The organism is Paraburkholderia sediminicola, assembly GCF_046027825.1.
Taxonomy (GTDB): domain Bacteria; phylum Pseudomonadota; class Gammaproteobacteria; order Burkholderiales; family Burkholderiaceae; genus Paraburkholderia; species Paraburkholderia sediminicola_D.
The window spans coordinates 210,937-232,093 of sequence record NZ_JAQQDU010000001.1; the positions used below are offsets into that span (position 1 = coordinate 210,937).

Annotated in this window: 16 protein-coding genes; 10 read left to right on the forward strand and 6 right to left on the reverse strand. The window is 63.8% G+C overall.

Annotated elements, in window-relative coordinates:
• Positions 1-5: 5 nt before the first annotated feature.
• Together smc and PQQ96_RS00900 are read right to left on the reverse strand one after the other, a co-directional pair.
• A complete protein-coding gene (smc, locus tag PQQ96_RS00895; RefSeq protein WP_408287509.1) occupies positions 6-3,524 on the reverse strand; it encodes a chromosome segregation protein SMC in 3,519 nt (1,172 codons plus the stop codon).
• Positions 3,525-3,674: 150 nt separating this feature from the next.
• Entirely contained in the window at positions 3,675-4,661 is a 987-nt protein-coding gene (locus PQQ96_RS00900; protein ID WP_408287512.1) for a DMT family transporter, read from the reverse strand.
• Positions 4,662-5,173: 512 nt separating this feature from the next.
• Here PQQ96_RS00900 and dapC point away from each other — a divergent pair.
• The 6 genes from dapC (at position 5,174) to cls (ending at position 11,598) form a co-directional block, all read left to right on the forward strand.
• On the forward strand, positions 5,174-6,391 hold the full coding sequence (gene dapC, locus PQQ96_RS00905) for a succinyldiaminopimelate transaminase (RefSeq protein ID WP_408287515.1): 1,218 nt from the start codon (positions 5,174-5,176) through the stop codon (positions 6,389-6,391).
• Between the two features lie 83 nt (positions 6,392-6,474).
• A complete protein-coding gene (gene dapD / locus PQQ96_RS00910; protein WP_201073241.1) occupies positions 6,475-7,302 on the forward strand; it encodes a 2,3,4,5-tetrahydropyridine-2,6-dicarboxylate N-succinyltransferase in 828 nt (275 codons plus the stop codon).
• Entirely contained in the window at positions 7,302-7,667 is a 366-nt protein-coding gene (locus tag PQQ96_RS00915; RefSeq protein ID WP_408287518.1) for an ArsC family reductase, read from the forward strand. Before dapD ends, PQQ96_RS00915 begins: the two co-directional genes overlap by 1 nt.
• 165 nt (positions 7,668-7,832) lie before the next feature.
• On the forward strand, positions 7,833-8,972 hold the full coding sequence (dapE, locus tag PQQ96_RS00920; protein ID WP_408287522.1) for a succinyl-diaminopimelate desuccinylase: 1,140 nt from the start codon (positions 7,833-7,835) through the stop codon (positions 8,970-8,972).
• A gap of 16 nt (positions 8,973-8,988) precedes the next feature.
• Entirely contained in the window at positions 8,989-9,873 is an 885-nt protein-coding gene (gene prmB / locus PQQ96_RS00925) for a 50S ribosomal protein L3 N(5)-glutamine methyltransferase (RefSeq protein ID WP_408287525.1), read from the forward strand.
• Between the two features lie 285 nt (positions 9,874-10,158).
• A complete protein-coding gene (gene cls, locus PQQ96_RS00930) occupies positions 10,159-11,598 on the forward strand; it encodes a cardiolipin synthase (RefSeq protein ID WP_408287527.1) in 1,440 nt (479 codons plus the stop codon).
• A 128-nt stretch (positions 11,599-11,726) separates the two neighbouring features.
• On the opposite strand, the gene PQQ96_RS00935 is transcribed toward cls, so the two are convergent.
• On the reverse strand, positions 11,727-12,206 hold the full coding sequence (locus tag PQQ96_RS00935; RefSeq protein WP_408287528.1) for a glutathione peroxidase: 480 nt from the start codon (positions 12,204-12,206) through the stop codon (positions 11,727-11,729).
• Positions 12,207-12,341: 135 nt separating this feature from the next.
• Here PQQ96_RS00935 and PQQ96_RS00940 point away from each other — a divergent pair, with 135 nt between their 5' ends.
• A complete protein-coding gene (locus PQQ96_RS00940; RefSeq protein WP_408287530.1) occupies positions 12,342-14,285 on the forward strand; it encodes an ATP-binding cassette domain-containing protein in 1,944 nt (647 codons plus the stop codon).
• A 148-nt stretch (positions 14,286-14,433) separates the two neighbouring features.
• The gene (locus PQQ96_RS00945; protein WP_408287629.1) at positions 14,434-15,507 is read left to right on the forward strand and encodes a CaiB/BaiF CoA transferase family protein; all 1,074 of its coding nucleotides are present in this window, start codon (positions 14,434-14,436) and stop codon (positions 15,505-15,507) included.
• 202 nt (positions 15,508-15,709) lie between these two features.
• On the opposite strand, the gene PQQ96_RS00950 is transcribed toward PQQ96_RS00945, so the two are convergent.
• The 3 genes from PQQ96_RS00950 to alr form a co-directional block, all read right to left on the reverse strand.
• Positions 15,710-15,988, reverse strand: a complete 279-nt coding sequence (locus tag PQQ96_RS00950) for a DUF2866 domain-containing protein (RefSeq protein ID WP_172315593.1) — start codon at positions 15,986-15,988, stop codon at positions 15,710-15,712.
• Between the two features lie 144 nt (positions 15,989-16,132).
• Positions 16,133-17,509, reverse strand: a complete 1,377-nt coding sequence (radA, locus tag PQQ96_RS00955) for a DNA repair protein RadA (RefSeq protein WP_074283079.1) — start codon at positions 17,507-17,509, stop codon at positions 16,133-16,135.
• 150 nt (positions 17,510-17,659) lie between these two features.
• Complete coding sequence (gene alr / locus PQQ96_RS00960; RefSeq protein WP_408287533.1) at positions 17,660-18,730, reverse strand: alanine racemase; 1,071 nt, start codon at positions 18,728-18,730, stop codon at positions 17,660-17,662.
• Positions 18,731-18,950: 220 nt separating this feature from the next.
• Here alr and lplT point away from each other — a divergent pair, with 220 nt between their 5' ends.
• Together lplT and thiD are read left to right on the forward strand one after the other, a co-directional pair.
• Positions 18,951-20,258 (forward strand): lysophospholipid transporter LplT, encoded by a 1,308-nt coding sequence (gene lplT / locus PQQ96_RS00965; RefSeq protein WP_408287535.1) that lies wholly within the window; start codon positions 18,951-18,953, stop codon positions 20,256-20,258.
• 68 nt (positions 20,259-20,326) lie between these two features.
• Positions 20,327-21,133 (forward strand): bifunctional hydroxymethylpyrimidine kinase/phosphomethylpyrimidine kinase, encoded by an 807-nt coding sequence (gene thiD / locus PQQ96_RS00970; protein ID WP_408287537.1) that lies wholly within the window; start codon positions 20,327-20,329, stop codon positions 21,131-21,133.
• The last annotated feature ends 24 nt before the right edge of the window (positions 21,134-21,157 follow it).

The window sequence follows — 21,157 nt, forward strand, 5'->3', positions numbered from 1 at the left end:
TAAACTTAAACGATATTCTGGGCGAAACCCGCAGCCGTTTCCATGTCGACCGCAACGATCCGCGACACGCCCTGCTCCTGCATGGTCACGCCGATCAGTTGCTGCGCCATTTCCATCGCGATCTTGTTGTGCGAAATGAACAGGAACTGCGTCTTGTCCGACATCGCGCGCACAAGGTTCGCGAAACGTTCCGTGTTGGCGTCGTCGAGCGGCGCGTCCACTTCGTCGAGCAGACAGAATGGCGCGGGATTCAACTGGAACATCGCGAACACCAGTGCGGTGGCGGTCAATGCTTTCTCGCCGCCTGACAGCAGGTGAATCGTCGAATTCTTCTTGCCCGGCGGTTGCGCCATCACCTGCACGCCGGCGTCGAGAATCTCGTCGCCGGTCATGATCAGCCTGGCCTGGCCACCGCCAAACAGACGCGGGAACAGCTCGCCGAAATGACGGTTCACTTCGTCGAAAGTGCCTTGCAGCAAGGTGCGCGTTTCGCCGTCGATCTTGCGGATCGCGTCTTCCAGCGTTTCGATCGCGTTGTTCAGGTCGGCCGATTGCGAATCGAGGAACGTTTTGCGCTCGGTCGCCGCCTTCAGTTCGTCCAACGCGGCCATGTTGACCGGCCCGAGCGCCGTGATCGCGTTGTTGATCCGCGTGACTTCGCCTTGCAGATAGGACGGCTTCATGTCCGGCGTGAGCTTGGCCTGCAACTCGGCTTCATCGACGCCGGCTGCCGCCAGTTGCTCGATAAATTGCTCGCCGTTCAGGCGTGCGGCCTGTTCCTTCAACTGCAATTCGTTGATGCGGTCGCGCAGCGGTTGCAGCGCACGCTCGGCAGTCAGACGGGTTTCGTCGGCGGCACGCAGCTTGGCCGTCAGGTCATCCAGCTCGAGGCGCGCAGCGTGCAGCGCCTCTTCCTTGACCGCGCGGACATCCAGTGCGTCCTGCAAGCCGGTGTGGGCGGTTTGCTCGTTGATCGTCTCCAGCTCGGCGCGCGCATCTTCCAGCGACGCGGCGACGCGCTCGCTCTGCTCGTGCGAGACCTGGATACTGCGCTTCAATTCGTCGATGCGGTTCGCCATGTTGCGCGCGGCGAAACGCGCGTCGGTGGCGGCCCGATCGAGATCGCGCGATTGCGCGCGCGCGGCGGTGAGTGCTTCGTCGAGTGCTTCGAAGGCCAGTTGGTGATCTTCGAAACGCGCCTGCAATTCGGCAAGTTCGCCGTCGTGACGCTCGAAGTTCGCTTCCGATTCGCCACGCAATGCGCGCTGCTCTTCGATCTGCGCGGTGATTTCTGCGAGCTCTTCGCGGATCTGCGTGCTGCGCTGCGTGTAGCGCTCATGCGCCTGCGCGAGCTTGAGCACGTCCATCTGCAAGGCGTGCACGCGTTGCGTTGCGCGTTCCGACTGCTGACGTACATCGGTCAACGCTTGCGCGGCTTGTGTGTGCGCGGCTTCGGCGCGGATCGCCGCGGCCTTCGCCTCATCGGCGAGCAAGGCTTGCGCACGCACCTGACGGCCCAGGTTTTCGATTTCCTGCTGACGGGCCAGCATGCCGGCCTGTTCGGAATCGGCGGCATACAACTGGACGCCGACACGCGTCACGACGTGGCCGGCCTTGACGACGAACGAACCGCCTTCCGGCAATTGCGAGCGCATGGCCAACGCCTGCTGCAGATCGTCAGCGACGAAGGCGAGGCCGAGCCAGTCGTTCAGCACGGCGCGGATGCCCGCATCGTCGATACGAACCAGCGACAGCAGCGGGCGCAAAGCCGGCGGCGTAGCGGCCGGCTGACCGGCTGCCGGCGGTGCGTAGAACGCGAGCTTGGCGGGCGGCGCATCGGTGGCGAAGGCCTTGACCCAGTCGAGGTTCGACACTTCCAGGGCGGCGAGCCGCTCACGCAGCATCGCTTCGAGCGCGGCTTCCCAGCCGGCTTCGACGTGCAGCTTCTTCCACAGACGCGGCAAGCCGTTCAGCTCGTGCTTTTCGAGCCACGGCTGGATCTTGCCTTCGGTCTGGACGTTTTCCTGCAATTGCTTGAGCGCGGCAAGGCGTGCGTCAAGCTGATGAATCTGTGCGCTCTCCGACTGCACGCGTTCCTGCGCGCTACGGCGTTCGCCGTCCAGACGCGGCAGGGTTTCCTGAGCGTCGGCGAGGCGCGTTTGCGCGTCATGCAGGATTTCTTCGTTCTCGGCGAGCTGCATGCGCAGGTCTTCGAGCTGGGCTTCGTCCGGGGCATCCAGACCGCCCGCCTCGGACTTCAGCCGCTCGTGACGCTGCTGCAACTGCTGCAGTTGCTGATCGGCATTGCGCTGATGCGCCGCTTCGAGCTTGAGTGCCTGTTCGGTCTGCGCGATACCGCCACGCTCGGCGTTCAGTTCGGTCTGCGCATCGCGCCAGCGGGCCTCGAGCGCCGGCATCGCATCATGCTTGGCGGCGGCTTCGTCTTCGGCCAGCGCGGCCTTTTCTTCGGCGACGGCCAGTTGTTCTTCTGCGTCTTCGAGATCGTCTTGCGCCTTCTGGGCCTGCGACTGCCACTGCTCACGCTGCGCGGTCAAGGCAGCGATCTGCGCCTGTACGCGGTTGCGCGATTCGACGATGAACTTGATCTCAGCCTCGAGGCGGCTGACTTCGGCATTTGCCTCGTACAACGCCCCTTGTGCACCCTGCATCGCGTCGCTGGCAGAGTAATGCGCGACACGCAGCGTTTCGAGTTGCGCTTCGACTTCACGCAGCTTCGCGGTTTGCGCTTCGAGGTCGATCTGCGCCTGTTCGATCGCGCGTTGCTGGCGTTCCTGCTCGCCGCCGGCTTCGTTCTTGCGCAGCAGCCACAACAGACGCTGCTTCTCTTCGCCGTCGGCCTGCAAATCCTTGTACTTCGTCGCGACGATCGCCTGCGCCTCGAGCTTCTCGAGGTTCGCACTGAGTTCGCGGACGATGTCTTCGACGCGGATCAGATTCTCGCGGGTGTCGTGCAGGCGGTTCTCGGTTTCGCGGCGGCGTTCCTTGTACTTCGACACACCCGCGGCCTCTTCGAGGAACACGCGCAGCTCTTCCGGTTTCGCCTCAATCAGGCGAGCGATCATGCCCTGCCCGATGATCGCGTACGCACGCGGCCCGAGGCCGGTGCCGAGGAAGATGTCCTGAATGTCGCGACGGCGCGCCGGCAGGTTGTTGATGTAGTAGCTCGAGGTGCCGTCGCGCGTGAGCACGCGCTTGACGGCGATTTCGGCATACTGCCCCCACTGCCCGGCGGCACGGCCGTCGGCGTTGTCGAACACGAGTTCGACGCTGGCGCGGCTACCCGGCTTGCGCGCGGTCGAGCCGTTGAAGATCACGTCCTGCATCGACTCGCCGCGCAGCTCGGAAGCGCGCGATTCGCCGAGCACCCAGCGCACGGCGTCGATGATGTTGGACTTGCCGCACCCATTCGGTCCGACCACGCCAACGAGCTGGCCCGGGACCTGGAAATGCGTGGGATCGACGAATGACTTGAAGCCAGCGAGTTTGATCGAGGTCAGACGCACGGCGATTTCGCTGTTTGAAAAGGGAAAATAAAAGGTGGCTCGTGAAGGCCGTGCCAGCCATTCGCCGATGCAGCGAAGTGGCCCGCGAACCCACGCGATACGGGCGCCAATCGCACGCGGTGAAGCGTGCGCCTGGCTAATGAGGGGCAATCATACCATCGCACGCGAGCGGTTCTTACCGTCCTTACGGCCTGTATCGTCATCGACGTCGAGCCCCGCATCCTGATTGGCCGGGTCAGGCGGCAATGCCTTGGTCCGGTGCACCCAACTGGACAGTGCCGACGCCAGCACGATGCACGCGCCGCCTGCCCATTCGCGTGGGCCCGGCGTCTCGCCGGCGAAGAGCCACGCGGACAAGGCCGTGACCACGATCTCGAACAGCATGATGATCGAGGCCCGATTGGCCGGCACGCGTGCGAGCCCATACTGCACGAGCATATTGTTCGACGCCAGCAGAAAACCGAGGCCGAGCACTAACAGTGCGGCTGTGCCGAGATGCGCGCCGGTGGGCGGTGCGGGCATCGCCTCGAACAGCGACGCGAAGGCGCTGAAAATCGCCGCGCCACCGAAAATCGTCGCGGTGCGCATTTCGGGCTTCATCTCGGGCAGCACGCGGCTGGTCTTAAGGATCAGCACGTTGCTCATCGCAAAGCCCATGCCGCCCGCCAGTCCTGCCCATTCGGCGAGGTTGCCGGGCACCGGCATGCCCAGGTGCGGCGACCACAGCATGGTCATCGCGCCGGCCAGCGACAGCGCGGCAAGGCCCGCGCCCGCCCAGGTCAGCCGTTCGTGCAGGATGAAGTGCGCAAAGAGCGCGGTCCAGGCGGGGGTGAGGTAGAACAACAGCAGGACGCGCATCACCTCGCCGTGGATCGAGCCCCACACGAAGCCGAGATTGGTCACGCCGGCGGCCAGCGCCAAAGCGGGCAGCAGCCAGTGCCAGCGCACGGTCCTGAGCGCGCGATAGCGCACCAGCAGGACGAACAGGCAACCCGCGCCGCTCGTGAGCGCGCTCGCGGCCGTACCGGTCACCCCAAGTGCATTCAGCATGCGCAGCGGATACCAGATCATCCCCCACACCGAGGCGCCCAGCATGATCGCGAGCGTCGGCCAGCCGTTGCGGAGCCAGTTGGTCATGATGCGAGACTCCCGCGGCGGTTGCTGCTCCTGCGGGCGGTGTTGCTGAGTTTGCCGACGGCGGCGTTCTTGCGACCCCTTCGTCCGGATCGTCCGAATGTCTGTGTTGCTGCTACGACCATTGCTGCTCCTGCTTCTTTTTTGCGCGAACCGTCTGCGGTTCGCGTCGTTCCCGCTGCGTCGCAATGCCTGCGCTGCCTGGCGGGTTGCGCCGCGCTTACACGCCAGGCGCCGCCGCAATGCGCCCCACATGTCTTCTGCGGGCCACAAAGCTTGCGTTCGGGCCGTTGCGGCCCTGAGTCATCCTCGATACTACCGTCGGGTTTCTCTCTGTTGCATGCGTTTTGGCTGGTACATGGCAACGCCGCCATGAATTTCCCGCCCGCGCCGCCACGCTATAATCACTTGCTCGCCGCCGCTGCCGCCCTTTTTTCGTGTTTCATGCGTTTTACGGTCAGCATGCGTGCCCAGCATTCTTCTGCGCCCCTCTTCGATCAGGCTCGATCCGCCCAGTGAACCCGCTACTCGACTCCCTTCAGCCCTATCCGTTCGAAAAGCTGCGTGCGCTTTTCAAGGACGTCACGCCGCCGGCCGGCCTCGCGCACATCAGCTTCGGCATCGGCGAACCGAAACATCCCACGCCCTCGCTGATTCGCGACGCCGTGATTGCCTCGCTCGGCGGTTTGTCGGCCTATCCGGCCACCATTGGTTCGCCTGCACTGCGGGAGTCGATCGCGAAATGGGTGACGCAGCGCTACAACCTGCCGCCGGTCGATCCGACCACCCAGGTGCTGCCGGTGTCGGGTTCGCGCGAGGCGCTTTTCGCGCTCGCACAAACGGTCATCGACCCCAAGCTGAATGCTGACGGCGAGCCTGCGATCGTACTCTGTCCGAACCCGTTCTACCAAATCTACGAAGGCGCGGCGATTCTGGCCGGCGCGCAGCCGTACTTCGTCAATAGCGACCCCGCGCGCAACTTCGCCTGCGACTATTCGGCGGTCCCGGCCGACATCTGGGCGCGCACGCAACTCCTGTACGTGTGCTCGCCGGGCAATCCCACCGGCGCGGTGCTCACGCTCGACGACTGGCGCGAACTGTTCGCCCTGTCGGACCGCTACGGCTTCGTGATCGCCTCGGACGAGTGCTACTCGGAAATCTTCTTCGACGAAGCCAATCCGCCGCTGGGCGGTCTGGAAGCGGCCCACAAGCTCGGCCGCGGCTTCGAGCGCCTCGTGATGCTCTCGAGCCTGTCCAAGCGTTCGAACGTGCCGGGCATGCGCTCGGGCTTCGTGGCGGGCGACGCGGCGATCCTGAAAGACTTCCTGCTATACCGGACATACCACGGCGCGGCCTTGTCGACGGTGTTCCAGAATGCCAGCATCGCGGCCTGGAATGACGAAACGCACGCGCGCGAGAACCGCGCGAAGTACGTGCAGAAGTTTTCCACCGTGACGCCGATGCTCGCCGAGGTGCTCGACGTCCGCCTGCCGGACGCCGCGTTCTACCTGTGGGCGGACGTCTCGCGCACGGGCCTGTCGGACACCGAGTTCGCCCAGCGTCTCTACGCCGACTATAATGTGACGGTTCTGCCGGGCTCGTTCCTCGCGCGCACTGCGCACGGCGTGAACCCCGGCCGCAATTTTGTGCGCATGGCGCTCGTTGCCGATGTCGACGAATGCACGCAAGGCGCACAACGGATCGTCGATTTTTGCCGCGCGCTCGCGGGCTGAGTTTTTCCTAAGTTTTTCGTATTCGGCAACCCCGCGCACCGCATTCCCTTCTTCAGACTTCAACTCTTCAGAAAAGCACGCATATGTCGCAACAACTTCAGCAGATCATTGATACCGCCTGGGAAAACCGCGCCGAACTGTCGCCGAAGGCCGCTCCGGCCGACGTGCGCGAAGCCGTCGCCCACGCCATCGAGCAACTGGATAAGGGCGCACTGCGCGTCGCCGAAAAGAAGGACGGCGACTGGGTCGTCAATCAATGGCTGAAGAAAGCCGTGCTGCTGTCGTTCCGCCTGGAAGACAACGTGGTGCAAGCGGCGGGCGGCTACTCGCAGTTCTACGACAAGGTGCCGTCGAAGTTCGCCAACTACACCGCTGAAGACTTCGCCGCCGGCGGCTTCCGCGTGGTGCCGCCCGCCATCGCGCGCCGCGGCTCGTTCATCGCGAAGAACGTCGTGCTGATGCCGTCGTACACCAACATCGGCGCCTATGTGGACGAAGGCACGATGGTCGACACGTGGGCGACTGTCGGCTCGTGCGCGCAGATCGGCAAGAACGTCCACCTGTCGGGTGGCGTGGGCATCGGCGGCGTGCTGGAGCCGCTGCAGGCGAACCCGGTCATCATCGAAGACAATTGCTTCATCGGCGCGCGTTCGGAAGTGGTGGAAGGCGTGATCGTCGAAGAAAACTCGGTGATTTCGATGGGCGTGTACCTCGGCCAAAGCACCAAGATTTATGACCGCGAAACCGGTGAAGTCACGTACGGCCGCATTCCGGCGGGCTCGGTGGTGGTGGCGGGCAACCTGCCGTCGAAGGACGGTTCGCACAGCCTGTACTGCGCCGTGATCGTCAAGAAGGTCGACGCCAAGACGCGTGCGAAGGTCGGTCTGAACGAGCTGCTGCGAGGCGACTGATGGCACGCGGCACCAAAACCGTGGTCTACGGTATTCCGAACTGCGACACCGTGAAGAAGGCCCGTGTGTGGCTGGAAGAGCATGACGTCGAGTTCGAATTCCACGACTTCAAGAAACACGGTGTGACCGAGCCGCTGGTGCAGGACTGGCTCAAGGACGTGAAGCTCGACGCGTTGCTGAACCGTCGCGGCACGACCTGGCGCGGCCTGTCCGACGACATGAAAGCGGCGGCGGACACGCAGTCCGGCGCGATCGCGTTGATGATCCACAAGCCGTCGGTGATCAAGCGGCCGGTGCTGGTGGTCAACGGAAAGGTGAAGTCGCTTGGTTTCTCCGCGGACGACTATGCGGCGCTGTTTGCATGAATGCCTGATCTGACGCGCGAGACCGGAAGCCAAGGTCGAGCGCGAAGATCGAACGCAACAAGAAGTCAAACGCGGCCTCGCCGCGTTGCTTAAAAGCTGTTGCCGGCTGCGGTGTCCAACCGCCAGCCGGCATTTTTTCATTTCAAAGTGGCTTGTACTGAATCCATGTCCGGCACCCTCGCCCTTACCGAACAACTGATCTCGCGCGCGTCTGTCACGCCCGATGACCAGCATTGCCAGCGCCTGCTGATCGATCGCCTGTCCGCACTCGGCTTCGAGCACGAGACGATCGAATCGAACGGCGTGACCAACCTGTGGGCCGTCAAACGCGGCGTTGACGGCACGCGTGGCAAGCTGCTCGCGTTCGCCGGCCACACGGACGTCGTGCCGACCGGCCCGCTCGAACAATGGCACTCGGCGCCGTTCGAGCCGACCCATCGTGACGGCAAGCTGTATGGCCGTGGCGCGGCGGACATGAAGGCGTCGATCGCCGGTTTTGTGGTCGCAAGCGAGGAGTTTGTCGCGGCGCACCCTGCGCATCGCGGCTCGATCGCCTTCCTGATCACGAGCGACGAAGAAGGCCCCGCGACCGACGGCACCGTCAAGGTCGTCGAAGCGCTGCAGGCGCGCGGCGAGCGCATGGACTACTGCATCGTCGGCGAACCGACGTCGAGCGCTCAATTCGGCGACATGGTGAAAAATGGCCGGCGCGGTTCAATGTCGGGCAAGCTGATCGTCAAGGGCGTGCAAGGCCATATCGCCTATCCGCATCTGGCGAAAAATCCGGTGCATCTGCTCGCGCCCGCATTGGCCGAACTGGTCGCCGAACGCTGGGACGACGGCAACGAATACTTCCCGCCCACCACCTGGCAGGTTTCGAACATCCATAGCGGCACCGGCGCGACCAACGTGATTCCCGGCCATGCGGATGTGATGTTCAATTTCCGTTTCTCGACGGCCAGTACAGTGGAAGGCCTGCAGGCTCGCGTCCATGCGATCCTCGACAAGCACGGTCTCGAATACGATCTGCAATGGACCGTGAGCGGCCTGCCGTTCCTCACGCCGCGCGGCGATCTGTCGAACGCACTGGCTCAAGCGATCAAGGACGAAACCGGTGTCACGACTGAACTGTCGACCACCGGCGGCACCTCGGATGGCCGCTTCATCGCCCGCATCTGCCAGCAGGTGATCGAATTCGGCCCGCTGAACGCCAGCATTCACAAGATCGACGAACATATCGAAGTCGCACACATCGAGCCGCTGAAGAACGTGTATCGCCGCGTGCTCGAACAACTGATCGCCTGACCAAGGAATTTCTGCGATGACGCTCCCGTTTTCCACCGTTCGCGACCTGCTGCGTTTCGCGGTGTCGCGCTTCAACCAGGCCGAGCTGTCGTTCGGCCACGGCTCAGCCAACGCCTACGACGAAGCCGCTTATCTGATCCTGCACACGCTGCATCTGCCGCTCGATCTGCTGGAGCCGTTTCTCGATGCCCGCCTCTCCGCGGCTGAAATCGACGCCGTGCTGAACGTGATCGAGCGCCGCGCCGGCCAGCGCGTGCCGGCGGCGTACATCACACAGGAAGCGTGGATGCACGGCTTCCGCTTTTACGTGGATGAACGCGTGATCGTGCCGCGCTCGTTCATCGGCGAATTGCTGCAGGACGGCCTGCAGCCGTACGTCGAAGATCCCGAACAGGTCAACGCCGTGCTCGAACTGTGCACCGGCTCCGGTTGCCTCGCGATCCTCGCGGCGCACGCCTTCCCGAATGCGGATATCGACGCAGTCGATCTCTCCGCACCCGCTCTGGAAGTCGCCACACGCAACGTCGCGGACTACAAGCTCGACGACCGCGTTGCCCTGTTCGAAGGCGATCTCTACGCGCCGCTCGCCGAGCGTCGCTACGACGTGATCATCAGTAATCCGCCGTATGTGAACGCTACCTCGATGCAGGAACTGCCCGCCGAGTACAAGCACGAGCCCGATATGGCTTTGGCAGGCGGCGCGGACGGCATGGATATCGTGCGCCGGATCATTGCCGAAGCGCGCAACTGGCTGACCGAAGACGGCGTGCTGGTGGTCGAGATCGGCAACGAGCGTGCGAACGTCGAAGCAGCATTCGGCGGGCTCGATCTGGTCTGGCTGTCGACGAGTGCCGGTGACGACAACGTGTTCCTGATTCAGGCCGCGGATCTGCCGGTATAACGCTGGATCGCCGGCCCGCCGGACAGGCGGGCCGCTTTATCGCGCGACACGCGCGCCAGACTTTCATGGCCTGCCGCGCGTGTTGCCGCGCATAGCCGCACACGCCAGCACCGCCCGTCTCCCGTCCATCCGCACACCCCGCATTCGCGGAATCCCCGAAGAAGCTGGCCCCTGACGCCCCCCAACGCACGCACGTTCGGTAAGATGGGCGCGGTCGGCTGTCCTCGGTGCCCGGTGGTGTCATCAGGCAGCCGCGGCAGCGCTTTGCCAACCCTTCGCCCGCCTATGCAATTCGACCTGCTTCACGTCGGCCCGCTGGTCGCTCTCGCCCACATTCTCGGCGTGATCGCGGCGTGCCACGCGATTCTGAACACCCGCACATCGCAAGGCGCGATCGCATGGGCCGTGTCGCTGGTCGCCATGCCGTATCTGACGCTGGTGCCGTACCTGTTCCTCGGTCGCAGCAAATTCCAGGGTTACGCAGACGCGCGCCGCATCGAAAACGAATTGCTGCGCACGCGCGCCCATCCTCACGCATGGGACACGCTGGCCTCCTCCGCGGGGCTGCCTACCCAGGAACTTGGCACCAGACTCGTGCATTCGCTGACGCGCCTGGGTGGCATGCCGTTCCTGCCGGGCAATTCCGTGCGCACGCTGGTGAACGGAGCCGCCACCTTCGAGGCGATCTTCGAAGCGATCGAAGGCGCACGCAACTACGTGATCGTGCAGTTCTTCATCGTGCGCGACGACGCGCTCGGCGAGATGCTCAAAGACGCGCTGATCGCGAAAGCGCAGCAAGGCGTGCGCGTCTACTTCCTGTACGACAGCATCGGCAGTTTCGATCTGCCCCACCGCTACGTGGCGGCGCTGCGCGCGGGCGGCGTGGAGACGCACCCGTTCGCCACCAATCGCCGCTTCGTCAACCGCTTGCAGTTGAACTTCCGCAATCACCGCAAGATCGTCTCGGTGGACGGTGAGCGCGCGTTTGTCGGCGGACACAACGTCGGTGTCGAATATCTCGGTGGCAAGCCGCCCCTGTCGCCGTGGCGCGATACCCATATCGAAGTGCGCGGCCCGGCGGTCGCCAGCATCCAGTTCGTGTTCACCGAGGACTGGCACTGGGCGACGCAGCAGTTGCCTGAGTTCGCCATGCCGGCCTTCCAGCCAGCCGACGAGGGCATGCACTGCCTCGTTGTGCCGAGCGGTCCGGCCGACAAGCAGGAGACCTGCTCGCTCTTCTTCGTCGAGGCGATCAACGCGGCGCGCGAGCGGATCTGGATCACCACGCCTTATCTCATACCCGACGAAGCCGTGTTCGCCGCGCTGCGACTGGCGGTGCTACGCGGCGTGGATGTGCGCATTCTGATTCCGTGCCGGCGCGATCACCGCGTGGTGTTCACCGCCTCCAAACTGTATGCGTACGACTCGCTGCGCGCGGGCATCAGGATCTTCCGCTACCAGCCTGGTTTCCTGCATCAGAAGGTCGTGCTCATCGACAGCGCGGCGGCGGCGATCGGCAGCGCCAATCTCGACAATCGCTCGTTCCGGCTGAACTTCGAGATCATGGTGCTGACCGTGGACCGCGGCTTCGCCAAGGAAGTCGAAGCGATGCTGCTCAAGGACTTCGCGGAGTCGCTGGAAATCGACCGCGATGAGTACCGCAAGGCGAGCGCGCTGCGGCGCGTGCTGATGCACGTGGCGCGGTTGTTCTCGCCGATCCTGTAGCTCTCCCCTGCGGCTTCGCCACCGGGACCGGTGCTGGCATCAATATCAGCCCGGGTTCCAGCGCGGGCTCGTGTCCGGTCTCCCACTCCAGCACCCAGCTCGAACCGATCCTCCGGCTCCGCCGCGCGTTACAGCAGCTTTTCGATGTCCTCGGTAATCGCTTCAGGCTTGGTGAGCGGCGCATAGCGCTTCACCACATTGCCGTCGCGGCCGATCAGGAACTTGGTGAAGTTCCATTTGATCGCTTCGAGCCCCAGCAACCCCGGCGCCTCGCCCGTCAGATAGCGGAACAGCGGATGCGCGTGGGCGCCGTTCACGTCGATCTTGTCGAACATCGGGAAGGTCACGCCGTAGTTCTTTTCGCAGAAACTGCCGATCTGTGTGGCGTCGCCCGGTTCCTGCTTGCCGAACTGGTTGCACGGAAAACCGAGCACCGCGAGTCCGCGCGCCGCGTACGTGTCATAAACCTTTTGCAAACCCGCGTACTGCGGTGTGAACCCGCATTCGCTTGCCGTATTGACGATCAGCAGGACCTTGCCTTGATAGCGCTCGAGGCTCACTTCCTCGTCGCCGAGCGTACGTGCAGAAAACGAATAAATCGATGTCATATGCTCTCCCCGTGAAAGCCGTCAGTCTATGCCAAAAGCCGCGCCGGTACAGTCGGCCGAATGGCCGATCCTGGCTCTCCGCCCGGTGTCAGCCCCAGCAGTCTAAAATAGCGTTTTTCTTCAGCCGGCCTCTTCGTGATCCGCTTTAACCAGTTCAGCCTCGCGCGCGGCACCAAGCCGCTCTTTGAAAACACCACGTTCACCCTCAACCCCGGCGAGAAGGCAGGCCTGGTGGGGGCGAACGGCGCGGGCAAGTCGACACTGTTTGCCGTGCTGCTCGGCGAACTGCATGCGGACGGCGGCGATTTTTCGATGCCGCCGACCTGGCAGATCGCCCATGTGGCGCAGGAAACGCCCGCTGCGGACAAGACCGCCCTCGCCTACACGCTCGACGGCGACGCCGCCTTGCGCACCATCGAAGCGCGCATCGCCGAAGCCTCGGCCGCGCATGACGGCGCCGCCGAAGGCGAAGCGCACGCTGCGTTCGCCGACGCCGACGGCTACACCGCGCCCGCCCGCGCCGAGGCTTTGCTGCTCGGCCTCGGTTTCACGCTCGATCAAACGCGCGAGCCGGTCAGCAGCTTCTCGGGCGGCTGGCGCATGCGGCTGAATCTGGCACAGGCGCTGATGTGCCGTTCCGACCTGCTGCTGCTCGACGAACCGACCAACCACCTGGATCTCGACGCAATCGTCTGGCTGGAAGACTGGCTGCACCGTTACCCGGGCACGCTGATCGTGATCTCGCACGACCGCGAATTTCTCGATTCGGTTTGCAACGTTACGCTGCATCTGGAGCATCAGCAGATCAAGCGTTACGGCGGTAACTACTCGCAGTTCGAAATACTGCGCGCGCAACAGATTGCGTTGCAGCAGAGCGCGTATGAGAAGCAACAGCGCACGGTCGAGCATCTGCAGAGCTACATCAACCGTTTCAAGGCGCAGGCAACCAAGGCGCGTCAGGCGCAAAGCCGCGTGAAAGCGCTCGAAAAGATGGAGATGATCGCGCCGGCGCATGCGTCCTCGCCGTTCACGTTCGAATTCCGCACGCCCGATTCCGCGCCGAATCCGATGATGGTGATGGAAGACGTGCGCTGCGGCTATCGCGGTGAAGACGGCGAAATTCCAATCGTCGACCACGTGATGCTGTCGATCCAGAACGGTCAGCGCATCGGCCTGCTCGGCGCGAACGGCCAGGGCAAGTCGACGCTGATCAAGACGCTCGCGGGCACGCTCGAAGCCCTCGGCGGCCATGTGCGCGAAGGCAAGGGGCTGCGTATCGGCTACTTCGCGCAGCATCAGCTCGAAACGCTGCGCCCGGACGACACCCCGCTGCAGCATCTGGCGCGTCTTGCACCGGACACGCGCGAACAGGAACTGCGCGACTTCCTCGGCAGCTTCAACTTTTCCGGCGAGATGGCGACCGCGAAAATCGCACCCTTCTCGGGCGGCGAAAAAGCCCGTTTGGCACTCGCACTGATCATCTGGCAAAAGCCGAACCTGCTGCTGCTCGACGAGCCGACCAACCACCTGGATCTCGAAACGCGTCACGCGCTGACCATGGCGCTCGCGCAGTTCGAAGGCACGCTGATTCTGGTATCGCACGACCGGCATCTGTTGCGCGCCACCACCGACGTGTTCATGCTGGTCGCCAAGCATCGTCTGCAGGAGTTCGACGGCGATCTCGACGACTACCGTGACTGGCTGCTCCAGCATGCCGCGGAACAACGCGCGGCGCTGAAAGCAGGCACGGCGGCGAACGGCACGGATAGCGCGAATGGCATAGACAGCGGCGTCAATCGCAAGGAACAGCGCCGCCTCGAAGCGGAAACGCGCCAGAAACTTGCACACCTGAAAAAGCCGCTGCAAAGCCGTATCACGAAGATCGAAAAGGAAATGGACGCGCTCAACGCGGAAAAGGCAGCGCTCGATGCGTTCGTCGTCGATCCGGCCAGTTACGAGCCCGAGCAGAAGAGCAAACTGACGGAGGCGATCCGCCGTCAGGCAGATGTGAACGCGCGCCTCGAAACGCTCGAAGCCGAATGGCTCGAGACTCACGAGGAACTCGAACAAATCGGCTAGCGGCAGGTTGTTCCTGAGCCGCGCCGGCATCGATCGGAGGTAGCACTTGTCACCCGTGAGCTCGTCTGCGTCTTCATCTGAGTCTGGATCCGGGTCTTCAGCCGCTCCGTCAGCGGCACCGGCGCCCTCCGTGGCAACACCGGCTCCGCTGCAAGGCCTGCGCGTGCTGGACCTGACGCGCCTGCTGCCCGGTCCGGTGGCCGCCTTGCGACTTGCGGAACTCGGCGCCGACGTGCTGAAGATCGAAGCACCCGGTGCGGGCGACCCCACCCGCACGATGATGCAGTCGTCGGGCGATCGCGTGGCAGGCCGCCCCGGCGCGTTTTACCGCATGGTGAATCGCGGCAAGCGCGAGACGCGGCTCGACCTCAAATCGGACGCGGGGCGCAATGTATTGCGCGCACTCGCGGCCGAAGCGGATGTCTTGATCGAGAGTTTCAGGCCCGGCGTGATGGAGCGCCTCGGCATCGGCTATGAAACCCTGCATGCGGACAATCCGAGGCTGGTCTACTGCGCGATCAGCGGTTACGGCGCGAGCGGTCCTTTTGTCGATCATGCCGGTCACGACCTGAACTACATCGGCTACGCGGGCGTGCTCGATCAACTGGCGAGCCGCGACGGCGTGCCGATTCTGCCGAATTTCCAGATCGCCGACCTGCTCGGCGGTGCATTGAGTGCGGTGACGCAGATTCTCGCCGCGTTATGGCATGTGGCGCGTGGCGGTGAAGGCCGCTTCGTCGACGTATCGATGACGCATGTCACGCATGCCCACAACGTCGTCGCGCAAGTGGCGCTCGCCAATGAGGGTGCCGCGCCGGCTGCCGGCGCCGGTCTCCTGAACGGCGGCGTGCCCTGCTACAACCTGTATCGGACGCTCGATAACCGCTGGCTCGCAGTCGGCGCGCTCGAACTGAAGTTCTGGGAAACGCTGTGCATGGCGCTGGACCGGCCCGAATGGGCGACGCGGCACTGGAGCCTCGGCCAGGCGATCGGCGGCCCGGACGCCGCCGCGTTGACACAGGAGTTGGCCGAGCTGATCGCCAAGCGCCCGCTGGAGGAATGGGTGTTGCTACTGGAATCGCTGGACTGCTGCGTCTCGCCCGTTCTGACCCCGGCGGAAGCCGCGCAGCATCCGCTGTTTAACCGCGAGGCGTACGCGGCGATGAACGAAGACCAGAACGGAGACGGTGCCGGGGATGAAGGTAGCCGCCATGTCGTCTAAATCGCCGACGAAGCGCGACTAAGGTTTAGCAAAGGCCCAAGCCAAGGCCCGACGAATGGGTCAGGTGCTCCGGCGATTAAGCGGTCGCACAACTCCTGCGGTCAAACGCTAAAGCGGACTGGCAGTCAGGCACTCAGACGCTCAAGCAACGATTAACTCGCCGTTCAGGCGTTCAGGCAGATACCCCCACCGCCCCAAACCCTTAGCGCCGCACCACCGTCTGCCGCGGCAACACCTGGCGCGGCGTTTGTTCGTCGTCGTACAGGAAATGCTTGCGGCCTTCCACGTGACGGTTGATCGTGGCACGCACTTCGGCGGCGGTTACATCTTCGGCCACTACCCGGCGCGAAATTTGCCCGGTCGTGTCGATCCACTCGACAATCCTGCACGCACCGCCCCAAGGCTGGCGAATAGGCTCGGAGACGCGGCAGCCGCGCACCTGCATCGGCCGCTCGGCTACGGTTTCATATGACTGTTTCAAGGCGCGATCCTTTTTCGGGCATCAGAAGGGATGCAATACCCTGCCAGCTTAGGAAAAAGGAATGTCGGGTAGGTTACAGCCAATATGGAGATATTTACTGGCCATTACGGACCGAAGGGCGCCCTCAGGCGCCGGAACCCCCGTCTATTCAAGCATGCGGACCCGATCGATGGCCTGTTCGATCCGTTCGACCGCAACAACTTGTAAGCCTTCTATCGGCTGCTTGGGTGCGTTGGCCTTCGGAATGACCGCGACCGAAAAGCCCAGTTTGGCCGCTTCCTTAAGACGGTCCTGACCGCGCGGCGACGGCCGGATCTCGCCAGCGAGGCCCACTTCGCCGAATACGACAAGCCCCTTGGGCAGCGGCTTGTTGCGCATCGACGAGTGGATCGCGAGCAGCACGGCCAGGTCGGCCGCGGGCTCGGTAATCTTCACGCCCCCCACCGCGTTCAGGAACACGTCCTGATCGAAACAGGCGATGCCGGCGTGCCGATGCAGCACCGCCAGCAGCATCGCCAGGCGGTTCTGTTCCAGCCCGACAGCAAGCCGCCGTGGATTCGGCGCATTAGCCGAATCCACCAGCGCCTGCACTTCGACCAGCAGCGGCCGCGTGCCCTCCTGCGTGACCAGCACGCACGACCCCGGAACGGATTGCTCGTGCTGAGACAGAAACAGCGCCGACGGATTGGCGACGCCGCGCAAACCGCGCTCGGTCATCGCGAACACGCCGAGTTCGTTGACCGCGCCGAAGCGGTTCTTGATCGCGCGCACCAGACGATAGGACGAGTGGGTGTCGCCCTCGAAGTACAGCACCGTATCGACGATGTGCTCGAGCACGCGCGGGCCCGCCAGCGCCCCTTCCTTGGTGACGTGGCCGACCATGATGATCGTGGTGCCCGACTGCTTGGCAATCCGCGTCAATTGCGCCGCGCACTCGCGCACCTGCGCGACGGAACCCGGCGCTGAGGTCAGCGCGTCGGAATAAACGGTTTGAATCGAGTCGATCACCGCAACGTCGGGCCGCTCTTCGGCGATGGTCGCCTGAATTTTCTCGAGCTGGATTTCCGCGAGCAGTTGCAGCTCGCTGGCCTTCGAGCCGGGCTCCAGCAACGAAAGTCGTTGTGCGCGCAACGCAATCTGCGCGGCCGATTCTTCGCCGCTGATATAAAGCGCGCGTTTGTCCGCGGCGATTTCGGCAAGCGACTGCAGCAGCAGCGTCGATTTACCGATGCCCGGATCGCCGCCGATCAGCACCACCCCGCCCGGCACCAGACCGCCGCCCAACACGCGGTCGAACTCGCTGACGCCGGTCGAAAAGCGCGGCACGTCGGACGCGTCGATATCGGCGAGACGCCGCACCGGCGCGCTCTTCGCGAGCGACTGGAAGCGATGCGTAGACGGCGCCTCCGCCACCGATTCGACCAGCGTGTTCCACGCATTGCATGATGGGCACTGCCCGGCCCACTTCGGCGATTGCCCGCCGCATTCACTGCAGATGTACAACGTCTTCTGTTTAGCCACGCGCCCTTGCCTGTGTTGCTGTTCTTTTGATTGATGCGCTCGCAGTGGCGCCTCGTTGATGCGCCCACTGCAACCGTCATTGGGACCGTCTCTGCGGCCGTCAGTGAGACCGCCGTCGGCAGCCTTCACCCGGCCTGTCAGTGCCGCGCCTTACTCGGCACGCACCGGCACGCGCGGCGCCACCGCGCACATCAGCTCATAGCCAATCGTGCCGCACGCCTGCGCAACGTCGTCGATCGGCAGCGACGTGCCCCACAACTCGACACGCGAGCCGACGTTGGCCGTCGGGATCGGCGTCAGGTCGACGGTCAGCATGTCCATCGACACCCGTCCGACGATCCGCGTCCGCACGCCGTCGACGATCACCGGCGTGCCTTCCGGCGCGACCCGCGGATAACCATCCGCGTAACCGCAGGCCACCACACCGATGCGCATCGCCCCGCGCGCCTTGAACGCCGACCCATAGCCGACCGTATGGCCCTCGGCGAGGGTCTGCACGGCGATCAGTTCGGAGGCGAGCGTCATGGCCGGTTGCAGGCCGGTGCCTGCGATCGCGGCCGTCACGCCCGAAGGCGAAGCGCCGTAGAGGATGATGCCCGGACGGACCCAGTCGAAGTGCGCTTCGGGATGCCACAGCGTCGCCGCCGAATTCGAGAGGCTGCGCGCGCCGGCAATGCCTTGCGCGCCGCGCTCGAACGCTTCCATCTGATGGGCGACGCCGCGTTCGCCGTCGGCATCCGAGAAATGGGTCATCAACGTAATCTGGCCGACGCCCTGGCAGGCCCGCGCGCGCTCCCACGCGGAGCGGAATTTCTCCACCGTGTAACCAAGGCGGTTCATACCGGTGTTCATCTTCAACTGGATATTGACCGGCTTGGACAGGCGCGCCATTTCGAGCATGCGCAGTTGTTCGTCCGAGTGCAGCGCCGTGGTCAGGCTGTAGCGGTCGATCACGTCGATATCGGTCGGACGAAAGAAGCCTTCGAGCAGGAGAATCGGGCCGGCCCAGCCCAATTCGCGCAACTTCACGGCTTCTTCGAGATCCAGAAGACCAAAGCCGTCCGTTGCCCGCAAGCCGGGGAAAGCGCGCGCGAGGCCATGTCCATAGGCGTTTGCCTTGACGACAGCCCAGATCTTGGATTTTGGCGCGTAGCGCCGCGCAACGGCGAGATTATTGGCGAGTGCGGCAGTATGGATCGTGGCTGAAAGGGGGCGCGGCATGGGATATTTTCGTAAAGACGCTTGCGAATCAGCGGCTTACAGGGCGTTTTCAACGCTCGGCAGCCCGCTGGGCGGTGCGATCAAGGATTTTGCTAGTCCGAATCCAGCTATTTTCATGATATAAAGCCGTGCGCACAACCCATTTCGAACGGTATAAGCCCGGACGCCTTGCACACGGCCCCGGGGCGGACAGACCGCAGCGAGGACAGCATCGCATCAGATGAAAAAAGGTTTTTACACCATCATGGCCGCGCAGTTTTTTTCGTCGCTGGCCGACAATGCGCTTCTGATCGCTGCTATTGCACTGCTGAAAGATCTTCACGCCCCGAACTGGATGACGCCGCTGCTCAAGTTGTTCTTTGTGCTGTCGTACGTCGTTCTGGCCGCCTTCGTGGGTGCCTTCGCCGACTCCCGTCCAAAGGGACAGGTGATGTTCGTCACCAATACCATCAAGGTCGTCGGCTGCATCACGATGCTGGTCGGTGCGCACCCGTTGATCGCCTATGGCATCGTGGGTTTCGGCGCGGCGGCCTACTCGCCCGCCAAATACGGCATTCTTACCGAGCTGCTGCCGCCTGACCGGCTGGTCGCGGCGAACGGCTGGATTGAAGGCACCACGGTCGGCTCGATCATTCTCGGCACGGTACTCGGCGGCGCGCTTATCAGCCCGCATATTGCCGCACCGATCCTGCGGCATCACATCCCCACGGTCAACACGCCCGCTGAAGCAGCAATGCTGGTGATCATGGCAATTTACGTGATCGCGGCGCTCTTCAATCTGCGCATTCCCGACACCGGCGCGCGCTATCCGAAACAGGAACGCGGCCCGATCAAGCTGGTCACCGATTTCGCCGACTGTTTCCTCGTGCTGTGGCGTGACAAGCTCGGCCAGATCTCACTCGCCGTCACCACGCTCTTTTGGGGCGCCGGCGCGACGCTGCAGTTCATCGTGCTGAAGTGGGCCGAGGTGTCGCTGAATATGTCGCTTTCGGAAGCCGCGATTCTGCAAGCGGTGGTGGCAGTTGGCGTGGCGGCCGGCGCGATTTTCGCCGCCTCGCGCGTGCCATTGAAGAAGTCGCTGACGGTCCTTCCGGTCGGCATCATGATGGGCATCGCCGTGATGCTGATGGCCTTTTACACACGCAGCCTGTTCCCCACGCATTGGGGCATCTATTTCGGCCGCTTGCATGTGCCGGGCTATCTGATCGTTGCGTATATCTTCCTGATGATCGTCGGCGGCCTGTCGGGCTTTTTCGTCGTACCGATGAATGCGCTGCTCCAGCATCGCGGCCACGTGCTGCTGTCGGCCGGTCACTCCATTGCTGTGCAAAACTTCAACGAAAACCTCTCAGTGCTCGTGATGCTGTGCCTGTACGCTGTGCTGGTCTGGCTCGACGTGCCGGTCACCGCGGTGATCGTGCTGTTCGGCACCTTCGTCTGCGTGATGATGTGGTTCGTGATGCGACGCCACCAGGCAAATCAGCGCGCGTTCGACTCGGTCGCGCTGATCGGCGAAGTCAAGCACTGACCCTCGGCGGGCACTGCGCTTAGTTCCCACGCTTACTGCCCGCGCCTTCCCCCTTTCCTCGCTTTGCCATGACTCAACCCATTCCCAATGTGCTGACGATCGCCGGTTCCGATTCCGGCGGCGGCGCCGGCATTCAGGCCGATCTGAAGGCCTTCTCGGCGCTCGGCGCTTATGGCGCAAGCGTGATCACGGCGCTTACCGCGCAGAACACGCGCGGCGTCACGGCAATTCATGCGCCGGAGCCCGCCTTCATTACCGCGCAACTCGATGCGGTGTTCGACGACATCCGTATCGACGCCGTGAAGATTGGCATGCTGGCCAATGCGTCAATCGCGCGCGCGGTCGCCGATGCGCTGCGGCGGTACAAGCCGAAGCACATCGTGCTCGACACGGTGATGATTTCGAAGAGCAATCACGCTCTGCTGCTGCCCGATGCGGTCGCGGCCGTCCGTGACGAATTGCTGCCGCTGGCCGATCTGCTGACGCCGAATTTGCCGGAAGCGGCGGCCTTGCTAGGCGTGCAGGCTGCCACCGATGAAGCCGGCATGGTCGAACAAGGCGAAGCGCTGCGCGCGCTTGGCGCGCGGGCGGTGCTGATGAAAGGTGGCCATTTGAGCGCGGCGGACAGTCCCGACTGGCTGGTGCAGGACAGCGGCACGCTGCGCCTGGGCGGCCCGCGCGTACCGGTGAAGAATACGCATGGGACGGGCTGCACGCTGTCATCGGCGATTGCGGCGCTGATTCCGCAGCGCGACGATCTGGCGAGCGCCGTCGCCGACGCCAAGCTGTATCTGACCGGTGCGTTGCAAGCGAGCGATCGGCTGGATGTTGGCAGCGGCGTCGGGCCGGTGCATCATTTTTACCGGTGGTGGTGAGGGGCTGAGACAGAGGCGCGCATG

What these genes read in the sequence shown, in the direction of transcription:
- PQQ96_RS00900 (WP_408287512.1), bottom strand. Translation starts at nt 4,661, where the DNA reads ATGACCAACTGGCTCCGCAACGGCTGGCCGACGCTCGCGATCATGCTG.
- dapD (WP_201073241.1), top strand. Translation starts at nt 6,475, where the DNA reads ATGTCGCAACAACTTCAGCAGATCATTGATACCGCCTGGGAAAACCGC.
- PQQ96_RS00915 (WP_408287518.1), top strand. Translation starts at nt 7,302, where the DNA reads ATGGCACGCGGCACCAAAACCGTGGTCTACGGTATTCCGAACTGCGAC.
- dapE (WP_408287522.1), top strand. Translation starts at nt 7,833, where the DNA reads ATGTCCGGCACCCTCGCCCTTACCGAACAACTGATCTCGCGCGCGTCT.
- prmB (WP_408287525.1), top strand. Translation starts at nt 8,989, where the DNA reads ATGACGCTCCCGTTTTCCACCGTTCGCGACCTGCTGCGTTTCGCGGTG.
- cls (WP_408287527.1), top strand. Translation starts at nt 10,159, where the DNA reads ATGCAATTCGACCTGCTTCACGTCGGCCCGCTGGTCGCTCTCGCCCAC.
- PQQ96_RS00935 (WP_408287528.1), bottom strand. Translation starts at nt 12,206, where the DNA reads ATGACATCGATTTATTCGTTTTCTGCACGTACGCTCGGCGACGAGGAA.
- alr (WP_408287533.1), bottom strand. Translation starts at nt 18,730, where the DNA reads ATGCCGCGCCCCCTTTCAGCCACGATCCATACTGCCGCACTCGCCAAT.
- lplT (WP_408287535.1), top strand. Translation starts at nt 18,951, where the DNA reads ATGAAAAAAGGTTTTTACACCATCATGGCCGCGCAGTTTTTTTCGTCG.
- thiD (WP_408287537.1), top strand. Translation starts at nt 20,327, where the DNA reads ATGACTCAACCCATTCCCAATGTGCTGACGATCGCCGGTTCCGATTCC.